Here is a 17,559-nt window from a genome sequence, read left to right as displayed (position 1 = left end):
CCGAACAGGCTAGTCGCAGCTGAGCTTGATGCCGTTGGCGCACGCCTTGTCGATGTTCTTCTCGTGTTCGGCGTCGGTGACCGCGAAGGCCGAGTTGCCGTCCTTGTCGACCGCCACGAAGAACAGCCACGGCCCGGTGGCCGGTTTCATCGCGCCCTCGAGCGCGGCCTTGCCCGGGTTGTCGATCGGGCCCGGGGGCAGGCCGGTCTGGCTCACCGAGTTGTACGGGTTCTTCGGGTCGTTCAGCTCTTTCTGGCTGAGCTGGCCGGAGTGCTTGGCGGCGCTGCCCTTGAGCTGCAGCCAGTAGTTCGCCGTCACGTCGAACTGCAGTGGCATGGCCGGCTTCTGCTTGTACGTGCGGTTGTAGGCGACCCGGGCGATCTTGGGAAGGTCCTTGGCCACGCCCGACTCGGCCTCGGCCAGCGACGCCACGATCAGCGCCTCGAACGGCGAGACCGAGAGGTTTTTCTGCACGGTGTCGACGAAGCCGATCTCTTCGGCCGTCTCGAGGAACCGCCCGATCATCACCTTGAGGATCGCTTCGGCGTCCATCTTGGGGTCGAACTCGTACGTGTCGGGGAAGAGGAACCCCTCGACCGTCTTCTTGACCTGCTTGCTGTCACGCCGGTTGAACCAGAAGGACGGGATGCCCAGATCCTCCGGGTTCTTCGCGGCCTGCACGAAGTCGTCCTCGGGGATCTTCGTGGCCTTCGACAGCAGCGTGAACGTCTGCATCATCGTCAGGCCCTCACGGAACGTGACGCCCTTGGTGACCCGCGACTTGGGGTCGAGAAGCAGGGTCACGGCGTTCTCGGCCGACATCTGCTTCTTCAGGTTGTACGTGCCGGACTGGATGTTCTTGCCCTTGGGGTTCGCATCCGCGGCGTTCACGAAGGCCTTGGTGCTCTTGACCACGTCGACGTCGACGAGGGTGTTGCCGATGTCGGTGAGCGTCGCGTTCTTTTCGATCGTCACCTGGATGGGCTCGCCGCCGGCGCCGTCGTAGTCGGCCGCCGTGAAGAAGCCCTTGACCTTGTTGTAGCCGAAGTAGACCCCGCCGCCGAGCGCGGCCAGCAGGACAAAAGCCATGACGAAGGCGATGCCGGACTTACCCGTGCTCTTCTTGCCGCCGCGGCCCCGGCGGTGCCGAGGTTTCGTCTTGTCGGCGTGCTCGTCGAACGCCAGATCCAGCTCGTCGATCATCTCTGCCTCCGCTGCGCGTCCAGCCAGCTCTGCAGGATCTCCACCGCGGCCGCCTGGTCGACGACCGCTCGTTGGCGTTTCCCTCGGACGCCACGCTCGGCAAGCCTACGGGTTGCCACCACCGTCGACATCCTCTCGTCCGCCAGAACGACCGGAACCTCACCGGCCGAGGCCGCCAGTCGCCCAGCGTACGCACGAATGTCGATGGCGGCAGGTCCCTCGGCACCGTTGAGACGCACCGGGAGTCCCACCACGATCTGCACCACCTCGTGTTCCCCCACGAGGCGGACGAGCTCAGCTATGTCGCCGGGCACAGCATCATCTGCCGCGCCCATGTCACGGGGCACCGTGACCAGGGGGGTGGCCAGGATCCCGTCAGGGTCACTGATCGCGACCCCGACGCGCACCTTACCGACATCGACGCCCAGTCGCCTACCCCGCGACAGTGCGCTCATCCGGCCACCCTCCGTCACGCCATCCACAGCCCCGCCACCGTCCTTGACCGGGCTGAAGGCGCAGCCCCCTAGTTCGCGGTGTCGCCCACCGCCTTCTCGACCGCCGCCAACAGCGCCGGCACCTGGTCGGCCGGAAGCCCGCCACCCTGCGCCAGGTCGGCGTTGCCGCCACCCCGGCCGGACAGCGCGCCCTTGACCAGATCGGCCGCGGAGAGCCCGCGGTCCTTCGCCGCCCCGTTGAGCGCCACGATCAGCGACGCCTTGCCGTTCGACCGGGCCGCCACCGCGACGACCGCCGGGCGAGCCCCGTCGATCTTGCCGCGGATCTCCTGAGCAAGGGTACGCACGTCGTTGCCGGCCGCGCCCTCGGGAGCCTCGGTGCCGACGAACGCCACCCCGCGCAGATCCTTGGCCTGGGCCGCGAGCGTGCCCGCGCCGCCGAGAACCATCTGCGCGCGCAGCTTCTCGAGCTCCTTCTCGGCGTCGCGCAGCGCGGTGACCGTCTGCTCGACCCGGTCGGCGACCTGCTCGCCAGGCACCCGGAAAAGCTCGGCCAGGCGGCTCACCAGCAGGTGCTCCTTGGCCAGGAAGCCGAACGCGTCGATGCCGACCAGCGCCTCGACGCGGCGTACGCCGGAACCGATCGACGACTCGTTGAGGATCTTGACCAGGCCCAGCTGACCCGAGCGCGACACGTGCGTGCCACCACAAAGTTCACGCGCGTAGTCGCCGACTTCAACCACTCGGACCTCGTCGCCGTACTTCTCCCCGAAGAGAGCCATCGCGCCCAGCCGGCGCGCCTCGGCCTGGGAGGTGATGAACGCGTGCACTTCGAGGTCACGCAGCAGCACCTCGTTGACCTGCTGCTCGACGTCGTGCAGCACCGCGGGCGAGACGGCCCCCGGCGTGTTGAAGTCGAACCGCAGGCGGCCCGGCGCGTTCAGCGAACCGGCCTGGGTCGCCGACTCGCCGAGGAACGCGCGCATCGTCTGGTGGATCAGGTGGGTCGCGGTGTGCGACCGCGAGATCGCCTTGCGCCGGGTCACGTCGATCTCGGCCTCGGCCGACTCGCCCGTACGCACCTCGCCGCGGATCACCCGCGCCTTGTGCACGATCAGGCCCGGCAGCGGCTGCTGCACGTCAACGACCTCGAGCTGCCCGCCGCCGACCTTGATCAGACCGGTGTCGGCCTGCTGACCGCCGCCCTCGGCATAGAACGGGGTGGTGTCGAGCACCAGCTCGACGAAGTCACCCTCGCCGGCCACCTCGACCGAGCCGCTGCCACCGATCAGCGCGCGGACCCGCGACTCGCGTGTGACCTCCTGATAGCCGGTGAACTCGACCGGGCCACCAAGATCAAGGGCATTCCTGTACGCGCTGAGGTCGGCATGCCCCGTCTTGCGCGCGGCGGCGTCCGCCTTCGCGCGGGCCCGCTGGTCGGCCATCAGCCGGCGGAACCCGTCCTGGTCGACCTCCAGTCCCTGCTCCTGCGCGATCTCCAGGGTCAGGTCGATGGGGAAGCCGTACGTGTCGTGCAGCTGGAACGCCTTGTCGCCGCTGAGCGCCTTGCCGCCCTGGGCCCGCGTGTCGCTGATCGCCGTGTCCAGGATCGTCGTGCCCGCGCGCAGTGTGGACAGGAACGCGTCCTCCTCGGCGTACGCGTACGTGGAGATCCGGCCGAACTCCTCGGCCAGTTCGGGATACGACGGCGCCATGCAGTCACGCGCCACCGGCAGCAGTTCGGGCAGCGCCGGCCCCTGCCAGCCGAGCAGGCGGACCGCCCGGATCGCGCGGCGCATGATCCGCCGCAGCACGTAACCGCGGCCCTCGTTGCTGGGCGTCACGCCGTCGCCGATCAGCATCAGCGCGGTGCGCACGTGGTCGGCGATCACCCGCAGCCGTACGTCGTCGGGGTGGGACTCTCCCGCGACGTGCCCCGACTTCGCGCCGTACTGCTTGCCGGTCATCTCGGCCGCGCGGGCCAGGATCGGCTTGACCTCGTCGATCTCGTACAGGTTGTCGACGCCCTGCAGGATCGAGGCGACCCGCTCCAGGCCCATGCCGGTGTCGATGTTCTGCTTGGGCAGGTCACCGACGACGGTGAACTCGGACTTCGACCTCACGTCGGTGATCTCGTACTGCATGAAGACCAGGTTCCAGAACTCCATGAACCTGTCCTCGTCGACCTCGGGGCCGCCGTCCTTGCCGTACTCGGGGCCACGGTCGTAGAAGAGCTCGGAACACGGACCGGCCGGGCCCGGGATGCCCATCGACCAGTAGTTGTCCTTCTTGCCCCGGCGCACGATCCGCGACTCGGGGACGCCGATCGCCTTCCAATACCCGTACGCCTCGTCGTCGTCCAGATAGACCGTCGGCCAGATGCGCTCCGGGTCGAGCCCGAAACCGCCCTGCTCGATCGGGTTCGTCGACAGCTCCCAGGCGAGCTTGATCGCGCCCTCTTTGAAGTAGTCGCCGAACGAGAAGTTGCCGTTCATCTGGAAGAACGTGCCGTGCCGCGACGTCTTGCCGACCTCGTCGATGTCGGGCGTCCGGATGCACTTCTGCACACTCACGGCGCGCTTGAAGGCCGGGGTGCGCTGACCCAGGAAGTACGGCACGAACTGCACCATGCCGGCGTTGATGAACAGCAGGTTCGGGTCGTCGATAGCGGGCAGCGGGGCACTCGGCACGACCGTGTGCCCGTTGGCCTCGAAATGCGCCAGATAGCGCCGCTTGATCTCCGCCGTCTTCATCGATTCCCCTCCTGGCCGTCCGGGCCGTCCTCGTCCTCGTAGACGTACAGCTCACCCTCGGCGAACGCCTTGTTGATCTGTTGCTCGCGTTCGGCCGCGTTGATGCGCACGTCATCCACGAAGCTACGCACCGACTCGACCAGGCCGCCAGCGGATTGCGACAGCGAGGTGGCGATGCCGGTAGGGGTGAACTCGTTCGCCTTCTGGGTGAGCTTGCGAACGACGATGGCGCCGACGGCGAGGCCGACACCCAGCCAGAGCAGCCGCTTCATGGCGGGTTGGTTCCCTTCTGAGAAATTAGCGGCGGGCGGCCTTGCGGCGCTGCTTCATGGTCTCGCGGATCTCCCGTGCCTCGTCGGCGTTGCGGCGAGCCTGCACGGTCTTGCGCAAGCCGTACCCGAACGAGGCCACCTTGACCAACGGGTTGGCCGCGGCGGCCGCCACGACGGTGGACAGGTTGGCCACGTTGGCGGTGACGTGAGCGGCGTGCTCGGTGATCGTGTCGACCTTGGCCAGCTGGACGTTGACACCGTCCAAAGAGACCTGGACCTGGCCGAGCGCGGTGTTCACGCCCCGGACGGTCTCGTTGACATCGGTCAGCAGCGGGCCGGTGCGATCGGTCACGTCGTTGATCGCCCTGGTGGCGGCGTCGACCGTGCGCCCCAGCTTGAGCAGCGGAACAGCGAGCACGATGACGAGCATCAGAAAGGCGCCCGCCGCGATCAGGCCTGCGATTTCTCCGGCGTCCATCAGGCGCGTCTCCCTTACAAGGTCACGGGTGGGCGGGTCAACGTGCAGACCCTACCGTCCGTGACCACAGCCCGCGTCACGACGCCGTGGGTGTCGGCTGCAAGAGGGGATCATCCGTGATGACGGGGTCCGGCGTCTCGCCGGTGAACGGGCTCTTCCCGGTGTCCGGCTTGCCGCGCGTGTCGGCGATCGCGTTCTGCACCTTGATGCTGACGGCCGAGCCCGTGCACGATCCCGGGGGCGGCACGGTCGGGGCCACCGAACCCGCGAGGGCCGGGTCGTTCGCGGTCACCTGGTCGATCTTGCAGTCCGGCGGGCTCACCCGCAGGTCCAGTGTGAACTCGTCGCGCTTCCAGCAGCTGTAGGTGCTCTCGGCCGGGTTGACCGCCTGCTCCGGGCAGTCCTCGACCGTCCAGGGCTCCCAGCCGGCCTCTTTCAGCGCCGTGGTGTAGACAGCGGTCGTCTCCTTGAACGGCTTCTGCGACTCGGCGGTGCGCTCGCGGAACTTGCACTCCTCGAAGCACCACTGGCTGCCGAAGTTCTGGTCGTCGACCTTCTGCTCGGCCCACGACGGCACGTCGAGCGAGTCGAGCGAGCCGAAGACGGGGTCGTTGCCGGCCGTCCGCAGCCCGAAGAAGACCGGCAGCACCACCAGCACGACAACCGCGAGCGAGACCAAGGTCACCACCCGCAGGCGCCGCTGGGTGCGCAACTGCTCGCGAATCCCGGTGACGCCGCCGGAGGTCGCCCGCTGGTCATCGCCGGCCGGCACGCTCACGGCCGCCTTGGCCACGGCGGCCTTGGCCCCCACAACGGGAGAGTCACCCCGCGGCGGACCGCCCCCGGTCTCGACAACCGCCCGTCCGGGCGCAGCCGCCCGCGCTACCTTGGCCGCTCCCACGGGCGCGGCCGCTCCGGCCTTTGCCGCTCCCACCGGGGCTGCCGCTCCGACCTTGGCCGATCCCACTTTGGCGGCCCCGGCCGCAGCCGCCCCGGCCGCACCACGCACCGACGCGGCGGCACTGGCCCGGGGCACGCTCGCACTGCCCACCGGCGCACGGCCGTCCACGTCGGCCAGGCTCGCATCACGCCCGCCCGGGGCGGGTGGAGCACCGTCCACGTCGACCAGGCTCGCTGGGCCACGCCCGCCACGATGCGGGGCAGCAGCATGCGCGCCGCTGTCCCCGTCACCCGGTTCGGTGGATCCACGCCCACCACGAACCGGCGCAGCGGCGACCGCGCCACTGTCCGCATCGTCCGAGCTGAACCGTCCCCGCCCACGAACCGGCGCGGCACCCAGCGCACCACTGTCAGCATCGTCAGAGCTCGACCGTCCTCGCCCACGAACGGGTGCAGCGCCGAGCACGCCACTGTCAGCGTCGTCAGAGCTCGGTCGTCCCCGCCCACGAACCGGCGCAGCACCCAGCGCACCACTATCGGCGTCGTCAGAGCTCGACCGCCCCCGCCCACGAACCGGCACGGCACCCAGCGCACCACTGTCAGCATCGTCAGAGCTCGACCGCCCCCGCCCACGAACCGGCACGGCACCCAGCGCACCACTGTCAGCATCGTCAGAGCTCGGTCGTCCGCGCCCGCGGCGAACGGGTGCGGCGCCGCTGTCGGCGTCGTCGAGGCTCACCGACCGGCGCCCGCCCCGGGCAGTCGGCACCGCGCCGATGTTCGCGTCGTCCGCTGTTGCCGGGCCTTGGGCGCCACGCACCGAGGCGGCGCCGGCCGTCAGCCCACCCGCCGCGGCAGCTCCCGTTATGCCGCCGACCGCGGCCGCTCCGGCTGCTCCATGGGCGGGTCCTCCGCTGGTCTGCGCGCCGCGGCCACCCGCCTTCCGGCCACGGCCGGCCGGGCCGCGAACGGCACCGGTGGCCTGACCCGGCTCGAGCTGCGGTTGCCCCGGAACGGCCTGGGCGCGCGAAAGCTGCCCGTACTCCCCCGGCACCTGCTCGGCGTCGTCCTGCGGCGGACGAGGCACACCCTGCGCGCGCGCGAGCTGCCCGTATTCGCCGGGCGGCCGGCCATAGACATTCTGCGCAGGCGAGACCGGCCCGGCCGGTGGACGCCCATACGTGTCTTGCGGCGGCTGCCCGGGTCCCACCGGCCCGCCCGGCGGACGCCCATATGGGTCCTGCAGCGACGGGCCGGGTGCCGCCGCCCCGGCCGGTGGACGCCCGTACGTGTTCTGTGGCGGCTGCCCCGGCGACACCGGCCCGGTCGGTGGAACCTGACCCGGCGGAACGGCGCCCGCCCCGGCTCGGCCGCGCCCCGGCTGACCCGGCCCCACCTGACCCGGCCCCAGCTGACCCGGCCCCAGCTGACCCTGACCCAGCTGACCCTGACCCGGCTGACCCTGACCCGGCTGACCCGGTCGCATCTGGCCCGGCCCTGCCTGACCCGGCCCCAGCTGGCCCTGACCCGGCTGACCCGGTCGCATCTGGCCCGGCCCTGCCTGACCCGGCCCCAGCTGGCCCTGACCCGGCTGTCCCGGCCCGGCCGGCTGTCCGCCGCGGGGCGGGACGCGGCCGGAACCGTCACCGGGCCGCGGAACCACTCCCGAGGTCTGCCCGGCCATGGCTCCGGCTCGCCCGGGAACCGCCGGGGTCCGCACACCCTCGCGTCCCGGCACGACCGGAGGCACAACGGCGGCCGCCCGCACCGGCCCGGTGCCCGGAACCGCCGCGGGGAAGCTGCCCGTGTGCCCGGACATCCCCGGCCCGCGCCCGCCTGCCGGCGGGTTGGCACCCGGTTGATTGCCCTGCGCACGTCCTGGGGGGCCGGGTTGCGCACTGTGACCCACGGCGCCGGGGCCCTGCGGCCCTTCCGGTCCCGCTATGGCTCCGCTGCCCTGGCCGGCACCACCGTGCCGGGGAATGTTCTGACTTGTGCCACCCGGCCCGGGGCCATTGCCTCGCCCGGCTCGGCGGCCGCGTTGTCCTGCTTCGCCGCCGCCGTGGCGTCCGGTGCGCTCGCCCGGAGCGTCCTCGCCCGCGCGGCCGTGCCGCCCGGTGGGCTCGCCCGGAGTGTCCTCGCCGCCGCGGCCGTGCCGACCGGTGGGCTGCTCCGGCCCGGGATAACCCGGCCCGCCGCCCGGGAACGTCTCTTGACCGGACGCGCCCGAGACAGGCCGCCCGGCACCGGGACCACGGAAGTCAGCCCCGCCAGGCGCACCCGGCACAGGCCGACCGCCCGGACCACCAAAGTCAGCCCCGCCGGGCACACCGGAGACCGGGCGCCCGCCGAACGTGGCGCCGCCCGGCACGGCACGCCCGGCACCCGGGCTGTCGAAATCTGGGCCACCCGGCACGGCACGCCCGGCACCCGAGTTGTCGAAACCTGGGCCACCCGGCACGGCACGCCCGGCACCTGTGCTGTCGAAGCCCGGGGCACCCGAAACCGGGCGCGGCGCTCCCGAGGTGGGCCGTCCAGGCCCGAGATCGCTGTAGCCGGCGCCCGAGACAGGGTGCGAGCCGTCGCTGCGGAAACGGTCGCGGCCGCGCATGGGGCCACCGGGGGACACCGGGCGTGAGGCCGGGGACACCGGTCGCACCGAGGGGACCTCGGGCGCGTTGCCGGAGAGCGGGACCACCGAACCCGCGTCGGGCATGCCGGGCTCGGCGTTGTGCCGCCCCGGCCGCCCGGCCGGGCCGCCGTACTGCTGACCGCCCTGTGCAGGAGCGCCGTAGTGACCCGGCGCTGCGAGACCGCCCGGAGGAACGACCCCAGGCTGCCCACCGGATCCAGGGCTGCCGTATTGACCAGCCGGGCCAACGCCACCGGGCGGACCAGCCGGACCACCGCCGTCAGGCGGACCGGCCTGACCGCCGCCGTAAGTACGGCCGGCCGGATCAGGGCCACCGTATTGCTGACCGCCTGCGCCACCCTGTGGTGGAACGTCGGCGCGGCCCGGAGAACCAGCCGGGCGGGCGCCCGAACGCTGCCCAGGACCGGCCGGGCCCGCCGGCGGCGGTGGGACGGCGCCCGAACGCTGCCCAGGACCGGCCGGGCCTGCCGGCGGCGGTGGGACGGCGCCCGAAGGCTGCCCGGGCCGGGGCGGGGCAACGGCCTGAGGCGGGATGGCGGCCGAACGCTGGCCGGGGCGCCCGATCGCGGGGTTTTCGCCGCTGCCCGACTGCCAGCCGGGGGCGGAGAGGTCTTCGCCGGGGTCGTCGGGACCGGGTGCGACCCGCCCCGACTTGCTGTACCGGGTCTCGCCGGCGAGGGTGCCGGGGCCGATCGCGGACCGCTGTTCCTTCGCCGTGCGCAGGTCGTCGAGCCAGCCGGTTTCCTCCTGGGCGACCGGCTCTTCCTCGATCGGCTCCTGACGCCCGCGGCCGAAGCGGCGCCCCTTGCGCCCGCCGGCCTGCTCGTTGCGCAGGTCAGCGTCGTCGTCGGGCCGTTCGGCACCGCGCGGGGTCACGGCTGTTCCTCTCCGGCTGCTGGGCCGCTGTTGTCAGGCGTCGTCCCGGCCTGTCCGGTTGGCCCGGGTGGGTCGGTCGGACGGGCGACACTACCAGTCCCGTCTGTGGGCACGCTCCCATCGACGACGTCCCCGGAGCCGGCGGCGGCCGTCGAGGCGGTGGCGCCGGGCTCCGGATCAGCACCGACGGGGGGATCCGTCTTGTCCGGTGTGATGTTGACAGCAGTGGGGCCCGCCGCACCACCCGCTGCGCGGTCAGATCCGGCCGCCGTCGTCTCCCCCGTACGCGGGGTCACCGCGCGACCACGAACGATGCGTCGCAGGCGGGGAACCCTCTCCCCGATCGCCCGTTCGGCGCCGTGGTCGGTCGGCTGGTAATACTCCGCGTCGGCCAGATCGTCGGGCAGATACTGCTGAGTTACCACCCCGCGAGGGTCATCGTGCGGATAGCGATAACCTCGCCCGTGCCCTAATCCGCGGGCGCCGGGGTAGTGCGCGTCACGCAGCGCCGAGGGCACCGCTCCCCCGCGACCGGCCCGCACGTCGGCCATGGCGGCCCCGATCGCGGTGGTGGCGCTGTTGCTCTTCGGCGCGGTCGCCATGTGGATCACCGCCTGGGCCAGGTTGAGCCCGGCCTCGGGCAGACCGATCAGCTGTACGGCCTGGGCCGCGGCCGTGGCCACCAGCAGCGCCTGCGGGTCGGCCATGCCGATGTCCTCGCTGGCGAAGATGACGATGCGCCGGGCGATGAACCGCGGGTCCTCGCCGGCCACGAGCATGCGGGCCAGCCAGTGCAGCGCCGCGTCGGGGTCGCTGCCCCGCATGCTCTTGATGAACGCGCTGGTCACGTCATAGTGGGCGTCGCCGTCGCGGTCGTAGCGCACCGCAGCCACGTCGACCGCCTTCTCCGCGGTGGCGAGGTCGATCTCTTTCACGCCCTGGGCCACGGCCGAGCCTGCCGCGGCTTCGAGGGCGGTCAGGGCCTTGCGCACGTCGCCGGAGGCCAGCCGTACGAGGTGCTCCTCGGCCTCGTCGCTGAGCGTGACCGCGCCGCCCAGCCCGCGATCGTCGGTGACCGCGCGGCGCAGCAGGCCACGCACATCGTCGTCGTCGAGCGCGCGCAGGGTGAGCAGCACACAGCGCGATAGCAGGGGCGAGATGACCGAGAAGTACGGGTTTTCGGTGGTTGCCGCGAGCAGCGTGACCGTCCTGTCCTCGACCGCGGCGAGCAGCGAATCCTGCTGGGTCTTGCTGAAGCGGTGCACCTCGTCGATGAACAGCACCGTGGGCGCCCCGCCGTAACGACGCTCGCGCCGGGCCGTGTCGATCACCGCGCGGACGTCCTTGACGCCGGCCGACAGCGCCGACATGGCGACGAATTTACGGTTGGTGGCGCCGGCGACCAGGTGGGCGATCGTCGTCTTGCCGGTGCCGGGCGGGCCCCACAGGATCACCGACATGGGACTGGCCCCCGTGACCAGCTGCCGCAACGGTGCGCCGGGGGCGAGCAGGTGTTCCTGGCCGACCAGCTCGTCGAGCGAGACGGGCCGCATCCGCACCGGCAGCGGCGAGTCGGCGGCCGGGGTGGTGAAGCCGTCGGCCGGCCCGGCGGCCTGTGTGCCACCGGTCGGCGCCACGGAGAAAAGCCCATCGTCAGACATCGGGGAAAACAGTACCGGCCCGCCGGTAGCACCCTGTAACGCGCGCTCGGCGACCACTCCGGCCGCCACCCGCAGCGCCGCACGCGAAAAACCAAGCCACCCCGTACGGAGATCCGGCCGCCCCGCATGCGAAGACCCCGGCCACCCCGTACGGGAAGACCGCCCGCGCCGCTGAAGAAGGGCCCGACCACCCCGTACGGGGTAAAAGGCCGGCCCGCCGGAACGCGCACGGGACGCGCGAGCGGCGGGCCGGGGTTCGAGCCGTGCCGTGCGGGACCGCCGGCGGCTCGAGGGGGATGGTCGGGTCAGCCGCGGCCGGGGCGGCGGCCGTAGAAGCGGCGGCCCGAGCCGGTGCCGGCGCGCGGCCCGCTGCCGACGCCCGCGAGGTAGAGGGCGAGCAGCAGGAAGCCGATCGAGGCCATGGTCTGGAAGTTGAAGAGGTCGGGGGCGCCCAGGTTGGTGTCGAGCAGGTCCAGCAGGAGCCAGATTCCGAACACGACGGCGGCGGCGATGGCAAGCATTTTATGTCCTCCGGGGGTGAGAGTTCTGCCACGCAGATACCCCGGAGGCGGTTTCGTCCAAACTAGGCGGCGAGCTTGAGGAACAGGTCGGTACGCCACCTGTGCATGTCGGGTTCCTCGGCCGGGTCGGTTCTCAGCACCTCGAGGCGGCAGCCCCAGACCTCGCCGGTCGGGGTGGGGTGCATGTCGAACTCCAGGCCCCGGTCGTAGGCCCAGTCGAGCAGCCGGGCGGTGACCTGCATCAACCCGTCGGGGTGCCCGATGTGGCTGGTCGTCACGTAGCGGCCCGCGGGCAGCGACTCGACGAACAGCGGCGGCGCGACCCGGGCCGGGCCGGTGATCGGGATGCCGGCCTCGACGACCAGGTCCGCCGACATGTCGATCACCCGATAGCGGAGGAACGGGGCGCCGGCCACGGGCACCCCGCGCTCGCCGAGCCGGGCGAACATCGCCGGCAGGTGATCGGCGACCCGCGCGAACCGGGTCATGGTGATGCTCTCGCGACGGCCCACGTACGGCTGTTCGCCCAGCTCGACGATGGTCGGCTCCACCCGGCCAGTCTCACACGGCAGCCCCGCGACTTCAGGCCGAGCGAACGCCGGGCCGGGGCGAACCCGGACGTGGCAAGCGAACGCCAGGCCGGGGCGAACCCGGACGCGAGCAAACGAACGCCAGGCCGAGGCAAGCCCGGACGCGAGCAAACGAACACCGGGCCGAGGCAAGCCCGGACGCGAGCAAACGAACACCGGGCCGAGGCGAACCCGGACGCGAGCAAACGAACACCAGGCCGAGGCAAGCCCGGACGCGAGCAAACGAACACCGGGCCGAGGCGAACCCGGATGCGAGCAAACGAACGCCAGGCCGGGCCTGGGCAAACCGACGCCGTGGTCAGGCCGGGGCGGACACGGTCTCGGCAAGCGGCCGGAGCCTGGTCCGCAGGATGGTGCGGGCCAGGGAGGTGTCGAGCCGCACGTCCAGCGGCCGGGGGCCGAGACCGCCGTCGCGGCTGAGCCCGACGGGGAGCTTGCTGTCGTCGAGGCCGCGGGCCCGCGCGATCATGCGGCCGAAGTCGGCGCGCGAGACCGCGTCGGGGCCGGCCACGTTGAGGATGCCGGAGAAGCGGGAGTCGGCCAGTTCGAGCAGGGCCGCGGCCAGGTCCTCGACGTGGATCGGGCAGCGGATCTCGTCGGTGAACAGCATGCCGCTGCTCCGGCCGTTGAGCAGGTCGAGCACGAGTGTCTCGTGCGAGCTGCCGCCGCCGAAGATCAGCGAGGTGCGCACGATGACCGCTGACGGGTCGATCGCGGCCACCGCCGTCTCGGCCGCCGCCTTGGCCGCGCCGTACAGGCTGACCGGGGTCGGCGTGTCGTCCTCGGTGTACGGAGCAGGGCGTCCGGCGTGGAGCGCGTCGGTCGACACGTGCACCAGCCGGGCCCCGACGGCGACGGCCTCCGCTGCCACGGTGGCCGCGCCGTCAGCCGAGACCCGCCAGTTCCCGCGCGTGCTGTTGATCACGAGCTTCGGGCGTACGGCGGAAATGAGCGCACGCACCGACTTGCGATCGGTGACGTCGACCGGCACCCACACGCCCGACCCGGTGGTGGACGTGCCCACCACCGCGTGACCGGTGGCCGTCGCCTGACGGGCCACAACGGAACCGAGGAAACCGGATGCGCCGACGATGAGTGTGCTCATGAGTCGATCAGATCAGTTCGAGCGCTCCACGGGAACAGCCTGACCGTCGGTGCCGGGGGTGCCGGCCGTCGGCTTGGGCTTCGCGTCGATGCCCGCCTCGAGCCGCTGCTGCGCGGTGATCGGGGTGGGCGCCGTGGTCAGCGGGTCGTAGCCGCCGCGTGTCTTGGGGAACGCGATGACCTCGCGGATCGAGTCGTTGCCGGAGAGCAGCATGCAGGTGCGGTCCCAGCCGAGCGCGATGCCGGCGTGCGGCGGCGGGCCGTACTTGAAGGCCTCGAGCAGGAAGCCGAACTTGTCCTGCGCCTCCTCGGGGGTGATGCCGAGCAGGTCGAAGACCCGGCTCTGCACGTCGGCCCGGTGGATACGGACGCTGCCGCCGCCGATCTCGTTGCCGTTGACGACGATGTCGTACGCGTACGCGAGGGCCTTGTCGGGCGCCTCCTCGAAACGGTCGATCCACTCGTCGTTGGGCGAGGTGAACGGGTGGTGGACCGCCGTCCAGCCGCCCTCGTCGGTCTTTTCGAACATGGGGGCGTCGACGACCCAGCAGAACGCCCAGGCCGACTCGTCGATCAGGCCCGCGCGCTTGGCGATCTCGATGCGGGCCGCGCCGAGCAGTTCCTGTGCCTCGCGACGCTCGGTGGCGGCGGCGAAGAAGATCGCGTCGCCGGGCTTGGCGCCCACGGCGTCGGCCAGGCCGGACAGGTGCTCGGCGGACAGGTTCTTCGCCACCGGGCCGCGCGCCTCGCCCGACTCGGCGTCGAGCACGACGTACGCCAGACCACGCGCCCCGCGGGCCTTGGCCCAGTCCTGCCAGCCGTCGAGCTCCTTGCGGGTCTGCGACGCGCCGCCCGGCATGACCACGGCGCCCACGTAACCGCCGGCGTCGATCGCGCCGGCGAAGACGCGGAAGGACGTGCCGCGCAGGTAGTCGGTGAGCTCGACCAGCTCGACGCCGTAGCGCAGGTCGGGCTTGTCGGAGCCGTAACGGTTCATCGCGTCGGTCCAGGTGATGCGCGGGATCGGCAGCTGCACCTGGTAGTCGGCGAGCTCGCTCCACAGGCGGGAGACGATCTCCTCACCGAGGGCGATGATGTCGTCCTGCGTGACGAAGGACATCTCGATGTCGAGCTGGGTGAACTCGGGCTGCCGGTCGGCGCGGAAGTCCTCGTCGCGGTAGCAGCGGGCGATCTGGTAGTAGCGTTCCATGCCCGCGACCATCAGCAGCTGCTTGAACAGCTGGGGCGACTGGGGCAGGGCGTACCACGTGCCGGGCTGCAGGCGCACGGGGACCAGGAAGTCACGCGCACCCTCGGGGGTCGACCTGGTCAGGGTCGGCGTCTCGATCTCGTTGAAGTCGCGGGCGTGCAGCACCTCGCGGGCGATCTGGTTGGCCCGGCTGCGCAGCCGCAGCGCCTTGGCCGGGCCGGAACGCCGCAGGTCGAGGTAGCGGTATTTCAGGCGCAGGTCGTCGGAGGCGGTGATCGTGTCGTCGACCGGGAGCGGCAGCGGCGCGGCCTCGGAGAGCACGGTCAGCTGCGAGGCCACGACCTCGATCTCGCCGGTGGCCAGCTCGGGGTTGGCGTTGCCCTCGGGACGCGCGGACACCTCGCCCACGACGAGCACGCAGAACTCGTTGCGCAGCGCGTGCGCGTCCTCCTCGCGGAAGACCACCTGGACCACGCCCGAGGCGTCACGCAGGTCGACGAAGATGACGCCGCCGTGGTCGCGCCGGCGGGCCACCCACCCGGCGAGCGTCACCGTCGTGCCGGCGTCGCTTGCGCGAAGGGTGCCGGCTTCATGGGTACGGATCACGGGAACGTCTCCTCACAGATGTCACGGGCGCACCCGCATTCTGTCAGGGACGCCCGGCGCGACCGTCGTCAGGCCGCTACTTTCCAGGACGTCGCCCGCATACCCGCAGTTCCGGTCCGGCCCACGTCGGTGATCTCGACGAGCACCATGCGGGCCGGAGCGGCCGCCGTGAGCACGCAGAGGACGGCGCCCTTGCGTACGGGAACGCTTGCCCCAGGACCCAGGGGGCTGGTCCTGATCGCTCGCGCGCACCCGGCCGCGTCCATGTCGGTGCTCTTGACCTGGCTGCCGCCCGCCGCGCCGGCCGCGAGCGTCAGGCTGGGCGCCTGATCGCCGCAGCGGCTGTCGTACCGCAGGTCGCTGACCTTGTCGGCGGCGTTGGACCGGGGCTCGTCGAGGTCGATGAAGATGACGGCCGAGCAGCCCACCTGCACTCGCAACGGCTCCTGGGCGTACGAGACGTCGAAGTCCTCGTCCGGCGCCGGGGGCGCGGCCGCCGCGGGTGGTTGCTGCTGCAGGGCAGCCCTGGCCAGGTGGGAAGCCCGCCACGCCACGAAGATCGCGACCCCGGCAAGGTTCAGGGCGAACAGGGCCAGGGCGGCGGCAGCCAGGAGCCCCCAGTTGCGTCGCTTGCCCGGCCGCGGCTCGCCGATCTGCTCGGTCGGGCCGTCCGGGATCGAGGACTCCTCCTCGCTCCGGGGCCGGCTCGCCGGGTACGGGTCGCGGGCCCGGGGCGGGGTGTTGGCGGTCGCGCGGAACGTGGACATCGGGCGGCTCCGAGGTCTTCCGGTGACAAATCAGGTCCAAAGGACCGTAAGGCGGTCACCCGGCGTGATCCATCCCTCGGTGAGGGGACAAGGTCAACTGCTGTCCCGCCCGTAGAATCCCCTGGTGGTGGGCGCCGTCTTACCCGTGGTGGGCGTGCGCGAGAACCCGGACCGCCCGCGGAATCGCCGCGTCGCTGATGTTGCCGTAACCGAGCACCAACCCCGGCGGGCCGGGCGCGACCCGGTAGTCGGCCAGGGTCATCACGTCGACGCCGGCCGAGCGGGCAGCCGCCGCCACCGCGCGCTCGTCGAGGCCGGGCCACGAGCAGACCACGTGCAGACCGGCCGACACGCCCTGGGTGGCGCAGCCGGGCAGTTGCCGGGCCAGCTCGGCGATCAGCAGGTCGCGGCGGGCACGGTAGCGCTGACGGGCCCGGTGCAGGTGCCGGTCGTAGCGCCCGGCCGCCACGAAGGCGGCGAACGCCGCCTGGTCGATCGCGGCCGCCGACGGATCCGACTCCAGGGCCGGACGCCACCGTTCCGGCGCCACGGCCCAGCCGACCCCGATCGCCGGGGCCAGGGTCTTGTGGGCCGAGCCGACGAGCACCACGCGCGCCGGGTCCAGGCCCTGCAGGCAGCCCACCGGCTTGCGGTCGTAGCGGAACTCGCTGTCGTACTCGTCCTCGACGATCACGCCGTCGACCGCGCGGGCCCAGTCGATCAGGGCGGACCGGCGCGCCGGCGACAGGACGGCCCCGGTCGGGAACTGGTGGGCCGGCGAGAGGAGCACCGCCCGTACGGGGGAAGGAAGCTCAGCCACCCGCAAGCCGTCACTGTCGACCGGAACCGGGCGTGGCCGCAGGCCCGCGTCGGCCGCCACCGCACGCAGGGCGCCCCAGCCGGGATCCTCGACGGCGATCTCGCGGTGACCGGCGGCGAACAGGCCCCGGCAGAGGCGGCCCACGGCGTCCCGGATGCCGCTGCCGATGATCACGGCGGACGGGTCGGTGGCCGCTCCCCTCGAACGGGCCAGATACTCGGCGAGCACCCTTCGCAGCTCGGCCTGGCCGGCGGGTGGGGGATAGCCAAGATCCGTGGTCAAGGCGGCCTTCGCGAGGGCGTCGGCCCACTGGCGGCGCGGGAAGAAGCGCAGGTCAGGTGTTCCCGGCGCGAGATCCATCAGCCTTTTGTCCGGACTTATCGATATATCGTGGCGGGGTTGGTCGGCAGCCGAGAAGCGCACCCGCGTTGCCGAACCGGTCCGGCCCTCCAGATAGCCCTCGGTCATGAGCTGCGCGTACGCCTGCGTCACGACCCACCGCGAGCACCCCAGGGCCGGCGCCAGCACCCGGCTCGGCGGCAGCGCGGCCCCCGTCGGCACCCGGCCCGACCGGATAGCCGACCGCAACGCCGAGGCCAGCGCGACGTGCCGAGGCCCGTTGCCGGGCAGTTCCAGCAACGTCTCCCAGGCGAAATTGGTACGGGAAACCGGCATGGAAATGGATAGTAA

At 72.0% G+C, this 17,559-nt stretch carries 14 protein-coding genes; 1 reads left to right on the top strand and 13 read right to left on the bottom strand.

The window, feature by feature from the left end; all coding sequences use genetic code 11:
* Nucleotides 1–9: 9 nt before the first annotated feature.
* From mltG to C8E87_RS26495, 6 genes are all read right to left on the bottom strand, one after another.
* A complete protein-coding gene (gene mltG, locus C8E87_RS26520) occupies nt 10–1,203 on the bottom strand; it encodes an endolytic transglycosylase MltG (RefSeq protein ID WP_133875601.1) in 1,194 nt (397 codons plus the stop codon).
* Nucleotides 1,200–1,658 carry a Holliday junction resolvase RuvX gene (ruvX, locus tag C8E87_RS26515; RefSeq protein ID WP_133875600.1) on the bottom strand — a complete coding sequence of 153 codons (459 nt, stop codon included), beginning with the start codon at nt 1,656–1,658 and terminating at the stop codon, nt 1,200–1,202. The genes mltG and ruvX overlap by 4 nt, the downstream gene beginning before the upstream one ends.
* 68 nt (nt 1,659–1,726) lie before the next feature.
* Nucleotides 1,727–4,411, bottom strand: coding sequence for an alanine--tRNA ligase (gene alaS, locus C8E87_RS26510; protein ID WP_133875599.1), 2,685 nt, complete (start codon nt 4,409–4,411; stop codon nt 1,727–1,729).
* Nucleotides 4,408–4,683, bottom strand: coding sequence for a hypothetical protein (locus C8E87_RS26505; RefSeq protein WP_133875598.1), 276 nt, complete (start codon nt 4,681–4,683; stop codon nt 4,408–4,410). Before C8E87_RS26505 ends, alaS begins: the two co-directional genes overlap by 4 nt.
* A gap of 25 nt (nt 4,684–4,708) precedes the next feature.
* The gene (locus tag C8E87_RS26500; RefSeq protein ID WP_133875597.1) at nt 4,709–5,161 is read right to left on the bottom strand and encodes a DUF948 domain-containing protein; all 453 of its coding nucleotides are present in this window, start codon (nt 5,159–5,161) and stop codon (nt 4,709–4,711) included.
* Nucleotides 5,162–5,237: 76 nt separating this feature from the next.
* Nucleotides 5,238–6,281, bottom strand: a complete 1,044-nt coding sequence (locus C8E87_RS26495) for a hypothetical protein (protein WP_133875596.1) — start codon at nt 6,279–6,281, stop codon at nt 5,238–5,240.
* Nucleotides 6,282–6,959: 678 nt separating this feature from the next.
* On the opposite strand from C8E87_RS26495, the gene C8E87_RS46430 reads away from it, so the two are divergent.
* A complete protein-coding gene (locus C8E87_RS46430; RefSeq protein WP_133875595.1) occupies nt 6,960–8,699 on the top strand; it encodes a hypothetical protein in 1,740 nt (579 codons plus the stop codon).
* An 887-nt stretch (nt 8,700–9,586) separates the two neighbouring features.
* On the opposite strand, the gene C8E87_RS26485 is transcribed toward C8E87_RS46430, so the two are convergent.
* From C8E87_RS26485 to pdxR, 7 genes are all read right to left on the bottom strand, one after another.
* Nucleotides 9,587–11,251 carry a replication-associated recombination protein A gene (locus C8E87_RS26485; RefSeq protein WP_239079994.1) on the bottom strand — a complete coding sequence of 555 codons (1,665 nt, stop codon included), beginning with the start codon at nt 11,249–11,251 and terminating at the stop codon, nt 9,587–9,589.
* A gap of 305 nt (nt 11,252–11,556) precedes the next feature.
* Nucleotides 11,557–11,772 (bottom strand): hypothetical protein, encoded by a 216-nt coding sequence (locus C8E87_RS26480; RefSeq protein WP_133875594.1) that lies wholly within the window; start codon nt 11,770–11,772, stop codon nt 11,557–11,559.
* A 62-nt stretch (nt 11,773–11,834) separates the two neighbouring features.
* Nucleotides 11,835–12,323: a GyrI-like domain-containing protein gene (locus C8E87_RS26475; RefSeq protein WP_133875593.1), complete on the bottom strand. Its 489-nt coding sequence runs from the start codon at nt 12,321–12,323 to the stop codon at nt 11,835–11,837.
* Between the two features lie 337 nt (nt 12,324–12,660).
* The gene (locus tag C8E87_RS26470; protein WP_133875592.1) at nt 12,661–13,467 is read right to left on the bottom strand and encodes an SDR family oxidoreductase; all 807 of its coding nucleotides are present in this window, start codon (nt 13,465–13,467) and stop codon (nt 12,661–12,663) included.
* A 12-nt stretch (nt 13,468–13,479) separates the two neighbouring features.
* Nucleotides 13,480–15,282 carry an aspartate--tRNA ligase gene (gene aspS, locus C8E87_RS26465; RefSeq protein WP_133875591.1) on the bottom strand — a complete coding sequence of 601 codons (1,803 nt, stop codon included), beginning with the start codon at nt 15,280–15,282 and terminating at the stop codon, nt 13,480–13,482.
* Nucleotides 15,283–15,350: 68 nt separating this feature from the next.
* The gene (locus tag C8E87_RS26460; protein WP_133875590.1) at nt 15,351–16,049 is read right to left on the bottom strand and encodes a hypothetical protein; all 699 of its coding nucleotides are present in this window, start codon (nt 16,047–16,049) and stop codon (nt 15,351–15,353) included.
* Nucleotides 16,050–16,188: 139 nt separating this feature from the next.
* A complete protein-coding gene (gene pdxR, locus C8E87_RS26455; RefSeq protein ID WP_133875589.1) occupies nt 16,189–17,544 on the bottom strand; it encodes a MocR-like pyridoxine biosynthesis transcription factor PdxR in 1,356 nt (451 codons plus the stop codon).
* Nucleotides 17,545–17,559 lie beyond the last annotated feature (15 nt).

The organism is Paractinoplanes brasiliensis (assembly GCF_004362215.1).
Taxonomy (GTDB): domain Bacteria; phylum Actinomycetota; class Actinomycetes; order Mycobacteriales; family Micromonosporaceae; genus Actinoplanes; species Actinoplanes brasiliensis.
The sequence above is the reverse complement of the archived record's forward strand: the minus strand, read 5'-3'. Positions and strand labels throughout refer to the sequence as shown.

Excerpts from the sequence above, each read along its gene's own strand:
- mltG (WP_133875601.1), bottom strand. The coding sequence starts at position 1,203 with ATGATCGACGAGCTGGATCTGGCGTTCGACGAGCACGCCGACAAGACG.
- ruvX (WP_133875600.1), bottom strand. The coding sequence starts at position 1,658 with ATGAGCGCACTGTCGCGGGGTAGGCGACTGGGCGTCGATGTCGGTAAG.
- alaS (WP_133875599.1), bottom strand. The coding sequence starts at position 4,411 with ATGAAGACGGCGGAGATCAAGCGGCGCTATCTGGCGCATTTCGAGGCC.
- C8E87_RS26505 (WP_133875598.1), bottom strand. The coding sequence starts at position 4,683 with ATGAAGCGGCTGCTCTGGCTGGGTGTCGGCCTCGCCGTCGGCGCCATC.
- C8E87_RS26500 (WP_133875597.1), bottom strand. The coding sequence starts at position 5,161 with ATGGACGCCGGAGAAATCGCAGGCCTGATCGCGGCGGGCGCCTTTCTG.
- C8E87_RS46430 (WP_133875595.1), top strand. The coding sequence starts at position 6,960 with ATGGGCGGGTCCTCCGCTGGTCTGCGCGCCGCGGCCACCCGCCTTCCG.
- C8E87_RS26485 (WP_239079994.1), bottom strand. The coding sequence starts at position 11,251 with ATGTCTGACGATGGGCTTTTCTCCGTGGCGCCGACCGGTGGCACACAG.
- C8E87_RS26480 (WP_133875594.1), bottom strand. The coding sequence starts at position 11,772 with ATGCTTGCCATCGCCGCCGCCGTCGTGTTCGGAATCTGGCTCCTGCTG.
- C8E87_RS26470 (WP_133875592.1), bottom strand. The coding sequence starts at position 13,467 with ATGAGCACACTCATCGTCGGCGCATCCGGTTTCCTCGGTTCCGTTGTG.
- C8E87_RS26460 (WP_133875590.1), bottom strand. The coding sequence starts at position 16,049 with ATGTCCACGTTCCGCGCGACCGCCAACACCCCGCCCCGGGCCCGCGAC.
- pdxR (WP_133875589.1), bottom strand. The coding sequence starts at position 17,544 with ATGCCGGTTTCCCGTACCAATTTCGCCTGGGAGACGTTGCTGGAACTG.